Consider the following 19,968-nt stretch of genomic DNA (forward strand, 5'->3'; position numbering starts at 1 on the left):
GTGGAGTAAAAACCCGCGACATAATGCATAAATCGCAGAGGCATGGCATAATCCACCCCAGATTGAAACTCCATTAGTAAGTACAAGAATATGGGTTGACATTTCCCCTCAATATTTACATCAATTGACCAGACCACATCTTCTATCTTTTCATCAAACAGCGGCGTGACATAATTACCCGGTTGTGGGGTTAGGCTATCAAAATCCACCAGCTGAGCCATCTCTTCGGGAAAAAAGCCTTCAATCAGCGCTTGCACCATTTCCGGGTAAGAGAATAATTCCTTATAGCCGGTGTCGTGGAACTTTGAATCGGTGGTATTGGTCATTTGTTTTTTTTCACACTATTCATTTACTGGCGTTATTTTAGCATAATGCATAGGCTGACCTTAGAGATTGAGTTAGTATCCCAGAGCAAACGCATCTAAAGTAAATAATAAATCAACAGCTTACAATCAGGTCTCGCTCCCACGTTGACGTTGAACGTGGGAGGGCCTTGGACTTGGGTTTAAGCGCTGTTTCATAGGTTAAATCGGTCTGCATTCCCACGCACAGCGTGGGAACGAGGTTAATCATGGTGGACAAGCCTTACACGGCTCCATCTGAGAAAGTCGGAAAAGCGTTCGGCCTTGCTATCACCTTAGCCGGGTTATTAGACAATTACAGTGTTAGCAGATTATAAACTCGCCATCACAATGCGTGCGGCTTCAATGGTTTGATCTATATCGGCATTTGAATGGGCGGCAGAGATAAAGCCCGCTTCAAATGCGGATGGCGCCAGATAAACGCCTTCGTTCAGCATGCCGTGATAGAACTTGCGGAAACGCGCCATATCGCCTCGTGCTACCTGCGCAAAGCGGGTAATATTCTTTTCTTCCGTGAAGAAGAAACCAAACATACCGCCTACTTGGTTGGTGGTAAAAGGGATGCCTGCTTCATCGGCCACCGCCTGCAAACCATCGACTAAACGCTTGGTTTTTTGTTCTAGGTGTTCAAAAAACGCGGGGGATTTGAGTAGATTTAGCGTCATTAAGCCCGCCGCCATCGCGATAGGATTACCCGATAGTGTGCCTGCTTGATAAACCGGGCCGAGGGGGGCGATATGACTCATAATCTCTTTTTTGCCACCAAATGCACCGACAGGCATACCCCCACCAATCACCTTGCCAAAGGTGGTGATGTCGGGAGTAACCCCATAACGGCCTTGCGCACCCTGTAGGCCGACGCGGAAACCACACATCACTTCATCAAAAATCAAGACCGCGCCGTGTTGATCACACACTTCACGTAAGGCTTCTAAAAAGCCTGGCTCAGGTGGAATGCAGTTCATATTGCCGGCTACCGGCTCTACGATAATACAGGCGATTTGATCACCGATTTCGCTGAATACTTGACGCACTTCGTCGGCATCGTTATGGGTGAGCGTTAGGGTTTCAGAGGCCAAGGCGGCAGGTACACCAGGTGAGGAGGGTACGCCCAGGGTCAATGCGCCTGAACCGGCTTTGACTAGCAAGGAATCAGAGTGACCGTGGTAGCAGCCTTCGAATTTAACGATCTTGTCACGACCGGTATAGCCGCGGGCTAAACGAATCGCGGTCATGGTGGCTTCGGTGCCCGAGCTGACCATGCGCACCATATCAAACGAAGGGATCAGTTCGCATACTAAATCGGCCATGGTGGTTTCCATCACGGTTGGCGCGCCAAAACTTAAGCCATGCTCGGCTTGGCGTTGAACCGCCTGAATCACTTCAGGATGTGCGTGACCTAAAATCGCAGGTCCCCATGATCCAACATAGTCTATGTACTTTTTGTCGTCTTCATCGGTTAAATAAGCGCCATGGGCAGATTTAAAAAATATCGGATCACCGCCAACACCCTTAAATGCACGAACGGGCGAGTTGACTCCGCCAGGAATGTGTTTTTGCGCGGCGATAAACAGATCATGAGAACGAGACATAGCGTATCCTTTTTATGGGTTAATGGTTAACAAGCGATTATACCTTGAATAATGCGCTGATGTCAGTGGCGGCTTGGTAGATATCGTCTTGAGCAAACACAGCTTGAATAACGGCTAGACTGTCAGCGCCCGCTTGAATCAATGCGGCGCCATTGTGTTGGCTAATACCGCCGATGGCGACAATCGGGATATCAAGGGTTTGTTTGGCTTGGCATAGTGTATTGAGTTCGGCCTGTGGGGCATTGGGTTTGGTGAGAGAGGGGTAGAAACGACCAAAGGCTACATAGTTGGCGCCTAAGGCTTGCATTTGCTGGGCGCGTTCTAGGTCATTGTAGCAGGATATGCCAATGATGGCCTGTTCACCTAAGGCTTTGCGGGCTTGCATCAAACTAGTGTCATCCTTGCCAAGATGAAGTCCATCTGCTTGGCAGGCTAACGCCAGTTCAATCGAATCGTTAATAATCAACCAGGCCTGGTTGTTGTGACATAGGTTTTTAAGCTGTTTAGCTAGCGCCACCTGTTGTTCAAACGGTGAGGTTTTATCGCGATATTGAATTATCCGTGCGCCGCCTAATAAGGCTTGGCGCACATGCTCAACAACAACCAGGCCTGGTGATAGGTTGGGGTCGGTTATAGCATAAAGACCGGTTATCTTCATTTAATATTTGTTATTGATTAATATGTTGCTGCCAGCCAGCAAGGCCGTTGAAAAGTACACGCACCTGCTGATAACCGACTAAACGCAAAGCCATATGGGCTTTTGACGATAGAATCCCTGTATCGCAATACAAGACAATCATTTTATCTTCAGGCAACTTATCAAGTTCAGCGAGTACAAAGCGCCAATCAATGTTTATCGCACCGGGAATTGGATTGTTGGCGAAGTCCTGCGGTTGGCGTGTATCGACCAATACTACCTCATCTTTGATTTCAGCCAAGTTGGCGGCCATGATGACGCCGTCACCAAAAGCCGCCATTTCCATATAGTCTTGTAAAGCCATCATCATGTCATCACGATCAATCGCCGATGCAGAGGTGACAAGCGCAAAACTGGTTACGCAGGCAAGTAGAAGTTTTTTCATGACGGTCTCCTAGAATTGCCCTAGAACTGTGGGCTGAGTTGGTTAATACGTTGAGCTAAGAATTCAAAATCACTGTCACCAATTTTACGGTACACAATATTGCCGTTAGGAGCAATTAAGAAGGTGGTTGGGGTGAGGCGGATATTTCCAAAGGCTTGGCTGTAGGCGCCATCGGTATCTTGTATAAAATTAAACGGGTAGGGGTTGGCGCGGATAAAAGCGTCAACTTGGTTTTTAGGGTCATAGTCCATTGATATCGCCACTATTTCAAAGCGGTCACCAAATTCTTGTTTGAGTTTAGCCATATCCGGCATCTTGGCTACACAGCTCGGGCAAGAGGTCGCCCAGAAGTTAACGAGGATGGGTTTTTTGGGCAGGGTCAAATTAATTTGCTCGCCTGAATCGAGTGTGACTTGAACGTTAGGTGCTTTTTCGCCCCCAGAAATTGAAAAGTAAACTAATGCACCCACAAGGACGGCAACTAGGCCTGCAAAGAGTTTGGTAGATAGGCTTTTCATGTTTGCTCCAGACAATGATCGTGAAAAAATTAATATATAGAAAAATGTGAATCCGAAGTGTTAAAAAATGGGGATGTCACTGAGTTCTTGCGCTTTTAGTAAGAACTCAGAAATTGATCGCAACTAGGCTTTTAGCGTTTCTACGCCGTTTTTTCCGCCACATAAAAACACATCGGCTTTACGGCAGGCGAATAAGCCATTGGTCACGACACCGACTATTTGGTTGATTTCGGTTTCTATCGCGACCGGATCGCTAATTTGTAAACCGTGAACGTCTAGGATAATGTTACCGTTATCGGTGGTAAAGCCATCACGCAAAACGGGTTCGCCACCAAAACGCTTAACGATTTCACGCGCTACATAGCTGCGTGCCATTGGAATGACCTCAATTGGTAATGGGAATTTACCTAATACCGCGACTTTTTTACTTTCATCGGCAATACACACAAATTTGTCCGCTACGGCTAACACGATTTTTTCACGGGTTAAGGCACCGCCGCCGCCTTTAACCAAGTGCAAACCTGGGTCCGCCTCATCTGCGCCGTCAATATAAACCGAAATTTCGCTGACACTATTGAGGTCTAAAACGGGGATGCCGTGACCACGTAGGCGCGCGGCCGAGGCTTCAGAACTGGCCACAGTGCCCTCAATAGTGTGTTTAATTTTGGCTAATTCATCAATAAAAAAGTTAGCCGTTGAACCTGTGCCCACACCAATAATCGTTTCAGGCACTACATATTCAATAGCGGCTTTGGCAACGAGTTGTTTTAATTCATCTTGTGTCATAGTTTTTTCCTTTTTTATCTTTACATTTATCTTTTCATTAAGAATTCAAGTAAGGCTTTTTGAGCATGTAAACGGTTTTCAGCTTCATCCCACACCACGCTTTGCGAGCCATCAATCACCTCGGCGGTCACTTCTTCGCCGCGATGAGCGGGTAAGCAATGCATAAATAGTGCATCAGGGTTGGCCTGTTCCATCAAGGGTTGGCTAACGCGATAGTGAGATAGCGCTTGTTTACGCAGACGCTGTTCGTCCTCTTGTCCCATGCTGGCCCATACGTCGGTGACAATTAAATCTGCCTTATCAGCGGCTTGCATCGGATCACGAATAATCTCAACTCGATCCTTCGCCATTTCAACCAGGTCTGCGCGCGGCTCAAATCCTTTCGGGCAGGCGACACGTAGTTTAAAATCATACAGCTGGGCGGCATTGATATAAGATTGGCACATATTGTTGCCATCGCCAATCCATACCACGGTTTTACCCTGAATCGAGCCGCGGTGTTCATAATAGGTTTGCATATCGGCTAAAAGTTGGCAGGGGTGGAAGTCGTCGGTCAAGGCGTTTATCACGGGCACACTTGAAAATTCAGCCATGGTTTCAACAATACTGTGTTCAAAGGTGCGCACCATAATGCCATCAACCATGCTTGAAATCACTCTTGCGCTATCTTCAATCGGCTCGCCACGCCCAAGCTGGGTGTCACGCGGTGAAAGAAACAGCGCGTGACCGCCGAGTTGAGTCATACCGACTTCAAAAGAAATTCGCGTGCGCGTGGATGCTTTTTCAAAAATCATCGCCAGCGTTTGGTTTTTGAGTGGCTCGTAAATCTCGCCAGCTTTTTGCATCGCTTTTAACTCAATTCCACGTTGAAGTAGTTGGTTGAGTTGCTCTGTGCTGAGGCTTTTGAGGGTTAAAAAATGTTGGTTTGTCATGTTAAAAATAAGTTATTTAGTTAAATATCGGTTAAAAATTCATTAATCAGTTCACAAACACCGCTGACCAATTGCTCTTGCTGTGTATGTGACATCACAAAAGGCGGAAGCAGGCGAATAGTGTCACCACGTGTTACATTGATTAGTAGGTTTTTGTCTAGGGCGCGTTTCACCAGTTCACCACAAGGGCGATCTAGCTGAATGCCGATCATATAGCCTTTTCCGCGTACTTGCTTGACCTGCTCAATACCGGCAAGACGCGCTTTGAAATCACTAATCATGATTTCACCCTGTTTGGCTACATAGTCAATAAAATTATGGTGTTCAATGGTTTTTATTACCGCCAAGCCTGCCGCGCAAGCCAGCGGATTGCCACCAAATGTAGTGCCGTGGTTACCCGGTGCCAACACCTCAGCCGCTTTGCCACGCGCTAAACAAGCACCGATTGGCACACCATTGCCCAGCGCTTTGGCCAAAGATAAAACGTCTGGCAAAATGTCTTCGTGTTGAAACGCAAACCATTTGCCTGTGCGTCCAACACCGGTTTGGATTTCATCAATCATCAGTAGCAGGTTGTGTTGGTCGCATAGTGCTCTAAGTGCTTTCAAATAACCGTCTTTAGGGACATGCACACCACCTTCGCCTTGAACTGGCTCAACCAATATCGCAACTAAATTTGGGTGGGAGGCAATTTTTTGTTCAACGGCGGCGATGTCATCAAACGGAACACGCACAAAACCGGACACGAGCGGATGAAAGCCTTCTTGCACTTTTTGGCTACCGGTAGCACTGAGTGTCGCCATGGTGCGTCCATGAAAACTATTTTCCATCACCAAAATTTCAGGGTTGGTTTTGCCTTGGTCGTTGCCGTATTTACGCGCAATTTTAATCGCGCCTTCATTAGCTTCGGCGCCAGAGTTGCCGAAAAACACTTTATCCATGCCAGATAAACGAATAAGTTCATCGGCCAACAGTTGTTGGTTAACAACGTGATAAAGGTTAGAGGTATGAATGAGTTTTTTGCTTTGCTCACATAAAGCATGTGCTATTTCAGGATGCGCATGCCCGAGGCTGCAGACAGCTATACCGCTAACCGCATCTAAATAAGCGCGACCTTGCTCATCATAAAGTGTTGCGCCTTCACCTTCGACAAAGGTAATTGGCAAACGTGCATAGGTATTCATTAAACTGGCTGACATTTTGACCTCTAAAAAAAGTTCGGATTTAAACCCAAGGTTCAATCCCACTATGGAAGCAACAAGCTAAGGACTAGGAGCCTGTCGGACTAAAGCCAATCGGCTGCAAAAAAGCTGGATTTGGCCATTTTTTGCCCACTTCCTCGTCAAATAGCTAGCTATTCTCCTCGGAATTGAACAAAAACTGACTCAAACCAGACTTTTTTTCGCTTCGACCGGTTTAGTCCGACAGGCTCCTAGTTTTAGCTATTTCGTAGAACAAAGATTGATTTTAGCTGAATAGAGAATAAATTCAAGTTAATTGCGCGTTTTAATAAACCTATCGCAAAACCTGTTATTGCGACTTAGGTTAGGATAAAATAGTCAATTTATTTAATGAACAAATTTTTTAGGGAGCCTTTGAATGCGAACAATGTCTGATCGTGATGGCCTGATTTGGATGGACGGTAAAATGGTGCCTTGGCGCGATGCCAACACCCATGTTTTAACACATACCCTGCATTACGGTATGGGCGTATTCGAAGGCGTGCGTGCTTATGACGCCGAGCAAGGTACGTCAATTTTTCGCTTAGAGGCGCATACCGACCGTTTGTTTAATTCGGCTAAAATCATGAATATGCCGATGCCGTTTGACAAACAAACGATTAATGAAGCCCAACGTGCGGCGGTGGCTGAAAATAATTTAAAATCAGCTTACCTTCGTCCGATGGTGTATTACGGCTCAGAAGGCATGGGCTTGCGTGCGGATAATTTAAAAACCCACGTGATTGTGGCGGCTTGGGAGTGGGGCGCGTATATGGGTGAAGAAAATTTGACGAGGGGGATTAAGGTGGCTACTTCGTCTTACACCCGTCACCACCCAAATATTACCATGACCAAAGCGAAAGCGAATGGCGCGTATATGAACTCGATGTTGGCATTGCAAGAAGCGGTTTCGCATGGTTGTGACGAAGCCTTGTTGCTTGACCCGCAAGGCTTCGTGGCCGAAGGCAGTGGCGAGAACTTCTTTATGATTAAAGATGGCGTGATTTATACGCCAGACTTGTCAGCGGCGTTAGATGGCATTACCCGCAAAACGGTGATCCAGCTGGCGAATGAGTTGGGATATAAAGTCATTGAAAAACGCATTACGCGTGATGAAGTGTATATTGCCGATGAAGCCTTCTTTACCGGTACGGCGGCTGAAGTGACGCCGATTCGTGAATTAGATAACCGTCCAATTGGCGAAGGCTCGCGTGGTCCGATTACCGAAAGACTGCAAAGTTTGTATTTTGATGTGGTTCACGGTCGTTCAGCGCCGCATTTAGGCTGGTTAACGCCGGTAAAATAAGCCGGTTAAAGCCGGTTAAAAAATTAAAAGAGGAGTGACCATGACTGCACAATCCTGTTCACAGCGACGTGTTGAAGTAACTTATGATGATTTACCTTTGTACTGCCCGATGCCGGGGGAAAGTGCATGGGATGCCCATCCAAAAGTGTTTTTGCCGATTGAAGAAACCGGTGAAGCCAAGTGTCCTTATTGCGGCACGGAATATGTGCTAAAAGATTGGAATCCGCATCGCGGTGGTCATCACTAGGTTGCTTACCAAAAACAGCCGGTTAACGCGTTTCTAGCGGATTCCGGCTGTTTTTTTTATGTCTTCTACTTTTTCAACGTCCAGATTGCTTTCTGCCCAACAATGGTCGGCTATTCAACAGTCTTTACAGATTGATGCGGCCTTATTGCCTTGGACACACCTCAACCAGGCCTGGTTGTTAGATAGTGCTTTTTCAGATTCCACCCATTCACTTGTTAAACTCGATACTGATGCCGGTACCTATTATCTTAAATGGTTGCGTAAGAATTTAACTCAGCAGGCTTTTTGGCAAGACGTTAAAGCTTGGTTGGGCTATGACTTGGCGCAGGGCTATCAGTATCAACCCGATTGGGCATTCTTGTTGCAACAGGTTTCACCGCTTCAAATCGCACAGATTCTTTTGGCGGTATCGCCCTCTGATAGCCAGCAGCATGGCTATGTGTTAAGTCGTGCGATAGCAGGGCACAATCAACCACCAAAAACCTTGTCAGACCCTGCACTCAAGATTTTAGCGCAACAGGTTTCTCAGCTTCACCGGCTTGCGGTTAATGAAACCGCAGTGGCAGAGAACTGGATGCAGAAAACACACGCGTTTGTGCAAACCCTCGATTTACAACCAGGCCTGGTTGCTCATGCAGTAGATAAGACCCTTGCTTGCCCGATAAAAGCACTCATGCCCGTGATGTTAGATTTTCGTTGGGATCAATTGCAATGGCAAGAGGATATGCCGATAGGTATGGTGGATATGGATGCCTGGGTGATGGCGCCGGCAAGCTTGCATTTGGTGATGCTGGAGTTGTTGTTGAATGCAGAACAATCCACCATTTGGCGCGATTATTATGTGGCGTACTTGGCAGGGCAGGGGATTGATAGCGAAGCGTTATTTAGCCAGCTTGAGGCGTGGCGTGATGTGTTTCGGTTGATTTTGTTTCGGTTGAATTGGTTAGGCGCGGATAACCTACATACCTGGTTATCGGCACCTAAAAATTTTGAAGTGGTTTAAAACCCAGGTGGATGCGCTTTGCTTATCCACCCTACATCTGCTAGGCCTGCAAGCCCAACTAACTCGCGGTGGCCTGATTCTGCTGGCGCCAGCGTAATTGCCAGTTAATCATGCCGTACCATGCCATAAACATATAGGCGACAAACATCATCGCGGTTAAGGGATAGCCGGTTTGCCAATAAAGCGCGACCGCAAAGGTATTGATAATAATCCAATAAAACCAGCTTTCCAGCACCTTACGCGCCATTAAAAAGGTCGTCATCATTGAAAATACCATCACGCCTGCATCCAAATAAGGCATTTGGCTGGCATTAAACAGGGTTAATAATCCGCCAAAGCTGAAGGTCAACAACACACCCAAACCTATCCATAACGCATGTTTGCCAAGATTCCAGCGATGAATACTCAGTGGTGTGTGCGTTGCATCGGCTGGGCGCGGACGCCAGAGCATCCAGCCATAGACCGCCATGCCCATATAAAACAGGTTCAACGCCGATTGCATGGGTAAGTTGCCTTCCCAAAAAATCATCGTGTAAATCGCGGTGCTGACTAAGGCTGCCGGCCAAGCCCAGATAATTTCTTTGGCGGCCATAAATACATAGGCCAATCCGAGCGCGACCGCAACGGCTTCCCAAATTGAAAAGTATTGCAGTTGAAGTTGAAAGAGTTCGGCAAAGCTGGCATCCATAAATCTATCCTTTTGTTAGGCGAGTTGAAGTGGTTTAGATATTGCAATTAATCTGAGCGATCTTGTCCGACCAATTTTAATACAAAAACCGTATTGGGGTTTTGATTAAATACTTCTGTGATTTCATCGGTCATCAGTTGCATGATGTGCTGCAAGTCGCCAAACACTTGAGTGCTTAAACTATTGCGCTTTATCACCAGGCCTGGTTGCTGCTCTAGCCGTGCAATAAACGCCAAAATCGGCTCAACAAAATGCTGATCAAGTGGGTACATACTAATATCGAGTGATACCTTCATTTTGATTTCCTTTTAATTTATTAAACTGTGTGAAGACCTGTGCAACGTCATTACGAACAAACCCGTATCGCGGTCATTGCGAGGCCGAAGGCCGTGGCAATCTCTTACAGACTGCGCACGCCCTTGAGAGATTGCCGCGTCGCTACGCTCCTCGCAATGACAGGGATTTTTCTGTGGCTAGTTAAAACCGCACCCGTGCGGTTAAACCGATTTGGCGCGGATCGCCAAGGCTAAGATAGCGTTGTTCGCCATCGCCGTCAAAGTGATCAAAGAAATAGCCACGGGTTGCATAACGCTCATCGGTCAGGTTTTTGCCCCAAAGATAAATTTCCCAATCGGCGGCTTCATAACCTAAGCGGGCGTTAACCAAGGCATAGGCGCTGGATTTTTCATTATGTACATTGTCGAAATAAAACGCATCCATGCCCTGAAGTTCTAAGCGAGAGAACCAGCCCTGGTCACTACGATATTGACCACCGATAAGGTATTGGAAATTAGGCGCATGCGCCGCACCACGCCCTGACATTTCAAAGCTGCTATTAATCGGTGTGCCTTTGACTTCGGTTTTTAATAGACCTAAATGGGTAAATAGAGTCAAACGACTATCCACCTGCCAATTAATTTCCGTTTCTAAACCGTAATGTTTGGCGGAATCAAGGTTTTCGGTAAAGAATACCCATTCGTAGCCACCCGGTTCATAGCTGTAACCATCAAATTGTGGGTTTTTCCGATCCATAAAGAATAGGGTTGTTGCCGTTTTGATATCGCCATAATTCGAGCGTAAACCGATTTCATAGTTATAAAGCGTTTCATTTTTATACTTGGCAAAAGTCGGGCTGCTTAATCCGGTATTAAAACCGCCGGCCTTGTAGCCACGTGTAATGCCGGCAAAAGCCAGATGGCGTTCACTGTATTGGTGTTGATAATGAATCGAACCGCCCCATAGGGTTTCAGAGGGTGAGAAATCGTCGGCCATCGGGTAGTCAAAATCACCGCCACCAAAACTGGTGTCTGTTCCAAATTTACGTGCATTGAGTTGGTAGTTTTGTTGTTGGTGCTCAACTCTTAAGCTGTAAATAAGGGTTTTTTGTTGGCTAATGGCTTGGTCAAGTTGACCGTAAATCGCGAATTTATTGTGTGTGAAATCACTGTCCGCATCATTGTTATAAATATCGCCAAAAACTTTATAATCTGCACGTTCGATACGTTGATTGGTTTCTTCTAAGCGTGATGCAAATAGCCCAATTAACCAATCCGTGTTCCCCATTTTAGATTGCTCTGTCGAAGTCCAACGCAGGTCTTGAGAGATGTTTTTTCGTGTTTGGTCGTTGTAATAGGTACCCACTGTTTTTGCAGGGTCGGCAATCCAGTCAATATCATAACTATAGACCATATCCGAGTCCGCAAAGCTGGTGGTAGAGGTGAGGGTGTAGTTTGGGTTACCTTCGTACTGAACTTTTAGCGCCGCGGCGTTGGTTTTTTGATTGTCTTGACCGGGTTGGTCTGATTGGGTGGTGAAACTATTATCGCGTGACCAGTGATCATAGCCGTTTTTGAGATTGGCATGGATCAGCGTGAGGTCAAATTGGGTTGACTCGCCCGCCCACCAACGTAACTTGGCGCGTGCGCTGAGTTCATCGCGGCCATCGGTATCGCTGCGGTTTAAGGTTTTATTGTCACGAAACCCATCGCTATCCTGTTTAAATAGGCTTAGTCGATATTGCGGGCTTTTGTCGGTTGAGCTGAATGCGCCACTGGTGGCGACACCGATTTCGCTAAGGTTGTTCGAACCCAGCGTAGCTTCAATCAGGCTTTCATTATAAGGCGTTGGCTCGTTGGTTTGGATGTTCACCAGGCCTGCTATCGCACTGGCGCCATAGCGCGTGCTTTGCGGGCCACGCAATACTTCAACCTGCTTGACATCAAATAAATGTCCAACCATGCCAATGCCACTAAAATCGATGCCATCGACCGCAAAACCAACGCTAGCATTCGGTGCGCCGGTGTATTCATCACGCTCACCCATGCCGCGCATTTGAATATGCCGCGCGCGTGAAGATTGGCCTGAGTAGTTGACATTCGGGGTTTGCAGCAACACATCATCAAAATGAATCGCGCCGCGATCTTGTAACGCCATTTCATCCATAACGGTGACGCTAGCGGCAATCGCTTGTTGTTCGCTGGCGCGTAAGTCGGCATTGACAATAATGGGTTGAAGGCTGGAGGCGATAACCAGGCCTGGTGATAAACTTATAACGGCAAAAGCAAGTGGTTTGAATTTCATGGTAATCCTTTTTAATCCATTGCAATGTATGGAGGTTAAAAAAGGACAGGGAAGCAACAGATAGAAGTAAACTGAGCGCCTGTCCCTACGCCGGTATGATCCGGATCAGGTTCAAAGGGTTTTGCGGATGCAATCTCAGGCCTGCTGGCCACCCCTTGGCAATTAACCCGATATATCGAGCAGGGCAAACGCATCTAAATAATAAAAAAATCATAGCGATAGGCATGATTAACCTCGTTCCCACGCTGTGCGAGGGAATGTAGACCGATTTAACCTATGAAACAGCGCTTAAACCCAAGTCCAAGGCGATCCCACGTTCAACGTGGGAGCGAGACCTGATTGTAAGCAGTTGATTTATTATTTACTTTAGATGCGTTTGCCCTGATATATCGAGTTTAACGTTCAATTATACCATTGTGTAGGTTTTGAAGTGGTTTGCTTGTGGTTGATTCTGAAAATAATCAATTTTTTAACCAGGCTCCTAGATGCTTGTGGCACGCTTTAAGCTTATTCAAATACATTAATTTTAATTCGTTATAGGTGTTGGTTATGTTTGTTGTTTATAGTCCAGAGGGGCGTAATTTTATTGGCGGGAAGTCAGATAAAGCGAATCCCACGAAAGTGAATGCTATTACTGAGTCGGATTTTAAGGAAACGATGATGGAGTTGGATAAGGATTTACCTGAGCGCACGCAGCAGCATCAAAAAGCCAGCTATGCGCTGGGTCAGTATCAAAAACAGCTTGATACCCTGCATGAACGTCATGTGGTGGTTACGGTATCCGAAATTATGTCAACTAAGCTTGTAACGATTAGCCCGGAAGCGAGTTTTAGTGATGCTTGGCAGTTAATGCAGCAACATAAATTCCACCATTTACCGGTGGTTGATGAGGGGAGTCTTGTTGGGATTTGTTCGTCGCAAGAGTTATTGCGTCATGTGATTATTAATGATGATAATCGGATTGAGGCGCCCAAAGGTCATAGGATTGCTGAGATTGCGAACCCTGAGGTGATTACCACTTTGCCGAATGTTGATGTGCGGCGCGTGGCTTTTATGATGACGGAATATCAAATAGGCGCTTTGCCTGTGATGTCGGATTTGGGAGGGTTAATTGGCATGGTAACGCGTGCGGATTTAATCAAGCGGTTGGCTATGTTGCCGCCGCTTGAAATTTATGTGTAACGTTACAATCGGATTAACCGTCTGCGTTAATCTTGCTAATTAAGGCTTGAAGCGTGGCATCAGCTTGGTCATTAGGAACTTGACAGGTGCCCGCGGCCATATGTCCGCCGCCGTTATACTGTAAACACAGCTCGCCCACATTGGTATTTGAGCTACGATTTAGAATGGACTTTCCAATCGCAAATACGGTGTTTTGTTGCTTTAATCCCCATAAGACATGAATCGAAATATTGGTCTCCGGAAAGAGGGCGTAGATGGTAAAACGGTTGGTTGGGTAAATGGTTTCTTCGTTGCGCAAATCTAAAACCACGAGATTGCCATGCTGTGTTGAGCAGCGTAGCAATTGTTCTTTAGCCTCTGCTTCATATTTAAAGTAAAGCTCAATGCGCTCTTTAACATCCGGCAGTTGGCAGATTTGTTCAATGGTGTGATCGCGGCAGTAGTCGATTAATTCCATCATGAGTTGATAGTTAGAGATTCTGAAATCACGGAAGCGCCCTAGGCCCGTACGCGCATCCATTAGGAAATTTAATAATGGCCAACCGCTCGGATTAAGTACCTCGTCGTGACTGAACTGCGCGGCATCACCTTTATCTACCGCTTCCATTAAATCGTCCGTGATGCGAGGCATAGCCTCTTTTCCGCCGTAATAGTCATAGACCACCCGTGCCGCTGAAGGCGCATCGACATCAATGATATGATTATCATGCTTTTCATTGCGTAAGCTTTCACTGTGGTGGTGGTCAAAGGCTAAATGGCAGCCGGCGACATAGGGTAGGTTGGTGGTAATGTCATTTGGACCGATTTCAACCTTGCCATCCTGCATATCTTTAGGGTGAACAAATAAAATGTCATCAATCAAGTCTTTTTCTTTCAGAATAACGGCACACACTAAGCCATCAAAGTCACTACGTGTGACTAAACGAAACTTCTTTTCACTCATTGAATACACCTCGCGTTAGGGGTTGGTAATTATTGATTAGCTTGTGCTGCGGCCATATCTTCATGAACTTTGACCATGTCCAAGTCACGCAGCTGTTGGACAGCTTGTTCTAGGTTGCTGGCAGGTAAGGCACCTGGGTTGGCATAGACAACCACTTTTTCACGCATTAAAGCAATCGTTGGAATCGAGCGCACTTGAAACATGCCAGCTAATTCCTGCTCTTCTTCAACATTGACTTTGGCAAACACAATGTCAGGATGTTTTGCTGCCACTTCTTCAAATACCGGGCCAAACTGTTTGCAAGGACCACACCATTCGGCCCAAAAATCAAAAATAATCATGTCATTGTTCGCAATGGTTTCTTCAAATTGTGCGGAGGTTAAGTTTAAAACTGCCATATAAAATCCTTTTAATCAAAGTGTGGGTGTGCCGCCTTGGGTTAATTTAGCCGGGTCAAGATAACGGATTAACGTGTCTCGATCTAAATCGGTCATTTCTAACGCGACCTCTAAAACAGGGCGTTGACTACGGTAGGCTTCTTTAGCAATTGCCGCGCCTTTTTCATAGCCTACCACAGTATTAAGGGCGGTGACTAGAATTGGATTCACATCTAAGGCTTTTTTAAGCTGTGCCTGATTAACCACAAAGCCTGCAATCGCTTGATCGGCAAGTTGTTTAGCCGCGTTGGCGGCGATGTTGATTGAATAGAGTAGATTGTCGGCAATCATTGGTAGCATGACATTAAGTTGGAAGTTGCCCGATTGGGCGCCGATGGTAATCGCGGTGTGGTTGCCGCTGATTTGAGCGCATACCATTGCTACGGATTCGGGTATGACGGGATTGACCTTGCCAGGCATGATCGAGCTACCAGGTTGAAGTGCAGGAAGTTGAATCTCGCCTAAGCCTGCCAGCGGACCTGCGTTCATCCAGCGCAAATCATTGGCGATTTTCATTAGACTGGCGCCGAGCACATTTAATTGGCCGCTGAGCTCTAACGCGGTATCTTGTGAACTTAGACCAATAAATAGGTTGGGCATGGGTTTAAAGTCAATGTGTGTCAGCTCGCTAATTTTTTGACAAAAAATCTCTGCAAATTTTGGATCTGCATTGATGCCAGTGCCGACGGCTGTAGCGCCTTGGGGAAGTAGGCGGACACGTTCAAGGCTTGATGAGAGGCGTGAAATGTTATCAATAATCTGTTGACGCCAAGCGCGTATTTCTTGGCTTAGGCTAATCGGCATGGCATCCATTAGATGTGTACGACCTGTTTTGATAATGCCTTCGACAGCTTGCGCTTTGCGCTCTAGTGTATTCGACAAGTGTTGTAGGTTTGGCAGCAGTTGCTGAGTAACCGCAAGCATTGCGCTGACATGAATCGCGCTTGGAATCACATCGTTTGAGCTTTGGCTCATATTGACGTCGTCATTCGGGTGAATGGTTTGCTGACTGATTCTGCTGGCTAACGTGGCTAGCACTTCGTTCATGTTCATATTTGTGCTGGTGCCCGAGCCGGTTTGGAAAATGTCGACTGGGAATTGGGCATCATGTTCACCTTTTAAGATGGCTTCTACCGCACTTGAGAGCGCCTGTGTTTTGGTTAGATCTAGTAAACCTAACTCAAAATTCGCTTGTGCACAGGCTTGTTTGACCAAGGCAAGTGCATGAATAAAAGAGGGCGGAAGAGCGCGTCCACTCATCGGAAAATTGTTGATGGCGCGCTGAGTTTGTGCACCATAAAGGGCGTCGGTAGGAACATTCAGTGTTCCCATGCTGTCTTGTACAGGGCGAGTGTCTTTCATTTTTTTAATACTTTTGTTAGTTAGTGTGGAATATTGAAGAATTGTCGGCTTATTTTACGCAGATTGGATTAAAAATCCTATCCTGTGTCGCTGTTTTGAAGGCTAATATCGTGGAATTAAATGATTTTTTAGGTTCTAGATTCATAAAGTACTAAAAAAGTCTTTTGTAAAAAAGTTATACATGTTAAAATTCCTACAGAAAAAAGCGAAACCTTTTCCTTCTTTACTTGAAAGGGGTTAAGAAGGTTAAAGCAATACGTTCTAGTGAAGTGTTTATGAATGCATATCGTAAACGTTTATATAGTTTATTAATTAGATGAGGGATAGTAACATGGGAAAAAAAATAAACCTACTGCTAGCAGAAAACCATGATTTAGTTCGTGAAGCATTAAAAATGTTAATTGAAACAGATGTGGATTTTAAAGTAGTTGCAGAAGCAGAAGATGGTATTGTTTGTATGGAACAAGTTCGTGCAAAAGATCCAGATGTTGTAGTGCTTTCTCTTGCGATGCCAAAGCTAAATGGCTTAAACACGATTAGTCAATTGCGTCGTCGTCACCAGGATACTAAAGTGTTTGTGTTAACTGCGGCTGAAACCCCGAGTGTTTGGCAAGAAGCCATTGAGTTGGGCGCGCACGGTATTGCGACTAAGCATATCGCTAAAAAAGACTTGTTAGCCGGGCTAAAGCAGGTTTTCGAGGGTGAGCGTTTTATTTCTGATGAAATTAGACCACATGTTGTTAATCTTTTGGATGCGGATTCAAAAGTGAAGAAAAAACGTAACATGCGTAAGCTGTCTGTTCGCGAAAAACAGGTCACTAAGTTGATTGCGGAAGGTTACAAAACTAAGGATATCGCTGAAATGTTAGAAATTAGTGATCGCACCGTGTCTAAGCACCGTGAGAACCTAATGACTAAATTGGGCGCGACATCACCAGCTGAAATCACGCATTATGCGACAGACTCTGGTTTAACCAAGGTTAAGTTGTTAGAAATCGAATAATTTTTAATTGTTCTATTAAACACAAAGCCCTCTTGATTGAGGGCTTTGTTGTTTCTGCAGGTTGAAGGGTAAATCTATTTGCAATATATGAACAGCTCACTATAATATCATTATTTTCTTATATTAGAACCTTCTAATATTCTAATGTGTTTGAGTTATTTAACAATAACCGCTATGCTTTAGCTATTTTTCACACTTGCGCCAGTAAGTTTGTTTTCACGATTTTACAGGAATAACCAAATGAAATTTAAGGCTTTGTTGTTGGCGATGTCCCTTGCATCACCAGGCCTGGTGATGAGCCAGACGGTTGATTTTAAAACCAGTGTTGAAACCACCTTGTCGCAAAACCCACAACGTGATGTTGTTGCAAGTCAAATTGATCAAGCACAAGCGGCTTTTGATCAAGCAAAACTAAGTCGTATGCCGCAGTTTACTTTGTCGGTAACTGGTTCACATTCTAATAATGCGTTGAATGTGTTTGGGATGAAGTTGCAACAACGCCAAGCCACGTTTGGTGATTTTGGGTTTAGCCAATTTGATGATACTAACCCAAGTATCTTAAATACACGTCCTCGTGATCTTAACAAGCCCGGCACACATAACGATATCAATACCCGGGTTGAAATGTTGTTGCCTATCTATAATGGCGGCAAGATTGCCGGCTATCAGCAACAAGCCTCGGCCATGTTGTTAGCCGCGCAGCAAGGCGATCAGGCTGTGCAACAGATGCTGACTTATTTTGTGTATGAAGCCTACGAAGGTGTGCATGCGGCGCGTTCATTTATTCAGGTGGCCGAACAGGCTTTAATCGCGGCAGATGCCTATGTCAATACTACCCGTAATTTAGTTCGCCAGGGTGTTGTAGTACGTTCTGAATTGTTGAGTGCGCAAGCGCATCGTGCTGAAGTTGAGCTGATGTTAGAGCAGGCTAAAAACCAAGAGCTACTGGCGCTTGATGGTTTGCGTACACTAATGGGGTTGAGCGCGAGCGCGGATTTGGATGTGGCGCAGCGCGTATCAATTGATTTACCCGATGATTCGCTAGATAGCTTGATTCAAATGGCGATTGACAATAATCCGCAACTGATTGCGATGCGACACCAAACTCAAGCAAGTCAAGCGGCTGTTCAGGTTGCTCAAGCCCAAAAGAAACCAAGTTTTAACCTAATGGCGCGTTCTGATTGGAATGATGATTCGATTGGTCTGAGTGCGCATTCCTACACCATCGCGGCGGTGGCTTCTTGGAAAATTACCGATTTTGGCATGACAGACAGAGCGGTTGATCAGGCCAGCGCGGCATCGCGTGAGCAAGCGGCGAAGGTGAGAGCAGAGGAGCAGAAAGTGCGGATGGGCTTGTTGCAAGCTTGGCGTCAATATCAAAATGAGCTGAAAAAAGTAGCCTCTAGCCAAGCCGCTGTTGAGTATGCCGCTGAGGCGCAAGCTTTAATTTCACGACGTTATGAAACAGGTGTCGCTACCATGACTGAAGTATTGGCAGGTCAGGCGCAGTTAGATAAAGCGCGTGCGGAGTTAGCGGGCGCACAATACACGATGAATATTCAAAAAGCCCAATTGATGCTGTCTACTGGGCGCATGAGTTTAGAACAAATTTAATAAAGGAATAAGTGAATGAGAGCAAATTCAAAAATTTTGAGCGTCAGTCTTTTGGCGTTAGCACTAGGATTGAGCGGTTGTGATTCTGAACAAGCTACGCAACAACTAGCTTATGAGGTAGCAGAGCATCAAGTGAGCGTCGCGCCGGTGAATTTGGGTACAGTTCCTTTAGTCGCCAGCGTGCCAGGTTCGGTTGTACCCGATCAGCAGGCACGGATTGCGTCGCGTTTAATGGGTTATATTCGCAGTATTCCTGTTGAGGTGGGGCATCACGTCAAGCGCGGTGATTTATTGTTTGAAATTGACCCGCAGGATATTCAAAGTCAGATTTCTCAAGCTCGCGCCGTTTACCAACAGGCGCAAGCCGCATTAGAAAATGCAAAAGCTGATTTTGACCGCTTTTCTCAATTGTTAAAAGAAGAGTCTGTGTCACGCCAGCAGTTTGATGGTATCCGTTTACAGTATAGTGTGGCGCAAGAAAATTTAGCCGCCGCTAAAGCCGGACTCGATCAAGCTGAGTTCCAGCTTAATTATGCCAATGTGCGTGCGCCATTTGATGGTGTTATTGTACAGAAAATGGCGGTAGCAGGCGATTTGGCGGCACCTGGTAATCCTATTGTTGTCATAGAAAATTTGCGCTCCTTGAGTGTGCAAACTGAAGTGTCGCAAGATTTATATGCCGTATTGAAAGTGGGTGATACCGCACAGATTTTGGTGGACGGTGTGGCGCATCAAATGACCGGTGAAATTTATTCATTAGTGGCCGCTGCCAATCCGCGCACGCGTGGACATACCACTAAGCTCAGCTTGCCAGAAGTGAATAATGTCAACTCAGGTACCTTCGCACGCATTAGTTTTGTGCGCGGTGAACGTCAAGCGATTTTGTTACCCGCCGAGGCGTTAGTCACCCGTGCCGGCATACAGGGTGTATTTGTGGTAGGTTCAGACAATCTTGTTAGTTTTAGAATGGTGCGTATTGGTGAAAATCTCAATGGCCATTTTGAGGTACAAGCCGGGTTGGATGTCGGCGAGCAAGTTGTGGTGAGTAATAATCAAACCCTAGTCAACGGCGATCGTGTGATCTTTAATGCGTCGAGCACAGGAGCTTAAT

Annotated in this window: 21 protein-coding genes and 1 riboswitch; of the genes, 7 read left to right on the forward strand and 14 right to left on the reverse strand. The window is 45.9% G+C overall.

The genetic code is table 11. The features are described 5' to 3' along the window. The 8 genes from NA59_RS08090 to NA59_RS08125 form a co-directional block, all read right to left on the reverse strand. On the reverse strand, nucleotides 1–326 hold a 326-nt coding region (locus NA59_RS08090; protein WP_044410891.1), incomplete at its 3' end, for an Rpn family recombination-promoting nuclease/putative transposase. 347 nt (nucleotides 327–673) lie between these two features. After that, nucleotides 674–1,954 (reverse strand): glutamate-1-semialdehyde 2,1-aminomutase, encoded by a 1,281-nt coding sequence (gene hemL, locus NA59_RS08095; protein ID WP_044410780.1) that lies wholly within the window; start codon nucleotides 1,952–1,954, stop codon nucleotides 674–676. 37 nt (nucleotides 1,955–1,991) lie between these two features. Continuing rightward, nucleotides 1,992–2,612, reverse strand: a complete 621-nt coding sequence (gene thiE / locus NA59_RS08100; RefSeq protein WP_044410783.1) for a thiamine phosphate synthase — start codon at nucleotides 2,610–2,612, stop codon at nucleotides 1,992–1,994. Between the two features lie 10 nt (nucleotides 2,613–2,622). After that, nucleotides 2,623–3,036, reverse strand: a complete 414-nt coding sequence (locus tag NA59_RS08105; protein WP_044410786.1) for a rhodanese-like domain-containing protein — start codon at nucleotides 3,034–3,036, stop codon at nucleotides 2,623–2,625. 20 nt (nucleotides 3,037–3,056) lie between these two features. Then, a complete protein-coding gene (locus NA59_RS08110; RefSeq protein ID WP_044410788.1) occupies nucleotides 3,057–3,554 on the reverse strand; it encodes a TlpA family protein disulfide reductase in 498 nt (165 codons plus the stop codon). Nucleotides 3,555–3,677: 123 nt separating this feature from the next. After that, nucleotides 3,678–4,340, reverse strand: coding sequence for a ribose-5-phosphate isomerase RpiA (gene rpiA / locus NA59_RS08115; protein WP_044410790.1), 663 nt, complete (start codon nucleotides 4,338–4,340; stop codon nucleotides 3,678–3,680). 26 nt (nucleotides 4,341–4,366) lie between these two features. Next, nucleotides 4,367–5,272 carry an ornithine carbamoyltransferase gene (argF, locus tag NA59_RS08120; RefSeq protein ID WP_044410792.1) on the reverse strand — a complete coding sequence of 302 codons (906 nt, stop codon included), beginning with the start codon at nucleotides 5,270–5,272 and terminating at the stop codon, nucleotides 4,367–4,369. Nucleotides 5,273–5,292: 20 nt separating this feature from the next. Further along, nucleotides 5,293–6,471 (reverse strand): aspartate aminotransferase family protein, encoded by a 1,179-nt coding sequence (locus tag NA59_RS08125; RefSeq protein ID WP_044410795.1) that lies wholly within the window; start codon nucleotides 6,469–6,471, stop codon nucleotides 5,293–5,295. A gap of 400 nt (nucleotides 6,472–6,871) precedes the next feature. On the opposite strand from NA59_RS08125, the gene NA59_RS08130 reads away from it, so the two are divergent. From NA59_RS08130 to NA59_RS08140, 3 genes are read left to right on the forward strand one after another with little or no spacing between them, the layout of a single operon-like run. Next, nucleotides 6,872–7,798 carry a branched-chain amino acid transaminase gene (locus NA59_RS08130; protein WP_044410797.1) on the forward strand — a complete coding sequence of 309 codons (927 nt, stop codon included), beginning with the start codon at nucleotides 6,872–6,874 and terminating at the stop codon, nucleotides 7,796–7,798. A 40-nt stretch (nucleotides 7,799–7,838) separates the two neighbouring features. Continuing rightward, entirely contained in the window at nucleotides 7,839–8,045 is a 207-nt protein-coding gene (locus NA59_RS08135) for a zinc-finger domain-containing protein (RefSeq protein WP_044410800.1), read from the forward strand. A 58-nt stretch (nucleotides 8,046–8,103) separates the two neighbouring features. Beyond that, complete coding sequence (locus tag NA59_RS08140) at nucleotides 8,104–9,048, forward strand: hypothetical protein (RefSeq protein WP_157792577.1); 945 nt, start codon at nucleotides 8,104–8,106, stop codon at nucleotides 9,046–9,048. 58 nt (nucleotides 9,049–9,106) lie between these two features. On the opposite strand, the gene pnuC is transcribed toward NA59_RS08140, so the two are convergent. From pnuC to NA59_RS08155, 3 genes are all read right to left on the reverse strand, one after another. Next, nucleotides 9,107–9,736 carry a nicotinamide riboside transporter PnuC gene (gene pnuC, locus NA59_RS08145; protein ID WP_044410806.1) on the reverse strand — a complete coding sequence of 210 codons (630 nt, stop codon included), beginning with the start codon at nucleotides 9,734–9,736 and terminating at the stop codon, nucleotides 9,107–9,109. A gap of 47 nt (nucleotides 9,737–9,783) precedes the next feature. Further along, nucleotides 9,784–10,032, reverse strand: coding sequence for a hypothetical protein (locus tag NA59_RS08150; protein ID WP_044410809.1), 249 nt, complete (start codon nucleotides 10,030–10,032; stop codon nucleotides 9,784–9,786). A gap of 181 nt (nucleotides 10,033–10,213) precedes the next feature. Further along, complete coding sequence (locus NA59_RS08155) at nucleotides 10,214–12,316, reverse strand: TonB-dependent receptor (RefSeq protein WP_044410814.1); 2,103 nt, start codon at nucleotides 12,314–12,316, stop codon at nucleotides 10,214–10,216. A 64-nt stretch (nucleotides 12,317–12,380) separates the two neighbouring features. Beyond that, a riboswitch (TPP riboswitch) is annotated at nucleotides 12,381–12,482 on the reverse strand. 383 nt (nucleotides 12,483–12,865) lie between these two features. On the opposite strand from NA59_RS08155, the gene NA59_RS08160 reads away from it, so the two are divergent. Continuing rightward, complete coding sequence (locus tag NA59_RS08160) at nucleotides 12,866–13,498, forward strand: CBS domain-containing protein (protein WP_044410817.1); 633 nt, start codon at nucleotides 12,866–12,868, stop codon at nucleotides 13,496–13,498. A 13-nt stretch (nucleotides 13,499–13,511) separates the two neighbouring features. Here NA59_RS08160 and NA59_RS08165 read toward each other — a convergent pair whose 3' ends face one another. From NA59_RS08165 to NA59_RS08175, 3 genes are read right to left on the reverse strand one after another with little or no spacing between them, the layout of a single operon-like run. After that, nucleotides 13,512–14,441 (reverse strand): DHH family phosphoesterase, encoded by a 930-nt coding sequence (locus NA59_RS08165; protein WP_044410820.1) that lies wholly within the window; start codon nucleotides 14,439–14,441, stop codon nucleotides 13,512–13,514. A gap of 29 nt (nucleotides 14,442–14,470) precedes the next feature. Further along, nucleotides 14,471–14,839 (reverse strand): thioredoxin, encoded by a 369-nt coding sequence (trxA, locus tag NA59_RS08170; protein ID WP_044410823.1) that lies wholly within the window; start codon nucleotides 14,837–14,839, stop codon nucleotides 14,471–14,473. Nucleotides 14,840–14,854: 15 nt separating this feature from the next. Then, nucleotides 14,855–16,240 carry a class II fumarate hydratase gene (locus NA59_RS08175; protein ID WP_044410827.1) on the reverse strand — a complete coding sequence of 462 codons (1,386 nt, stop codon included), beginning with the start codon at nucleotides 16,238–16,240 and terminating at the stop codon, nucleotides 14,855–14,857. A 331-nt stretch (nucleotides 16,241–16,571) separates the two neighbouring features. Here NA59_RS08175 and NA59_RS08180 point away from each other — a divergent pair, with 331 nt between their 5' ends. The 3 genes from NA59_RS08180 (at nucleotide 16,572) to NA59_RS08190 (ending at nucleotide 19,967) form a co-directional block, all read left to right on the forward strand. Continuing rightward, entirely contained in the window at nucleotides 16,572–17,243 is a 672-nt protein-coding gene (locus tag NA59_RS08180; RefSeq protein ID WP_044410830.1) for a response regulator, read from the forward strand. A gap of 240 nt (nucleotides 17,244–17,483) precedes the next feature. Next, on the forward strand, nucleotides 17,484–18,857 hold the full coding sequence (locus NA59_RS08185; RefSeq protein WP_044410833.1) for a TolC family protein: 1,374 nt from the start codon (nucleotides 17,484–17,486) through the stop codon (nucleotides 18,855–18,857). A 15-nt stretch (nucleotides 18,858–18,872) separates the two neighbouring features. Further along, nucleotides 18,873–19,967 (forward strand): efflux RND transporter periplasmic adaptor subunit, encoded by a 1,095-nt coding sequence (locus tag NA59_RS08190; RefSeq protein ID WP_052501551.1) that lies wholly within the window; start codon nucleotides 18,873–18,875, stop codon nucleotides 19,965–19,967. Nucleotide 19,968 lies beyond the last annotated feature (1 nt).

Source organism: Thiomicrospira microaerophila (genome assembly GCF_000934765.1).
Lineage (GTDB): Bacteria > Pseudomonadota > Gammaproteobacteria > Thiomicrospirales > Thiomicrospiraceae > Thiomicrospira > Thiomicrospira microaerophila.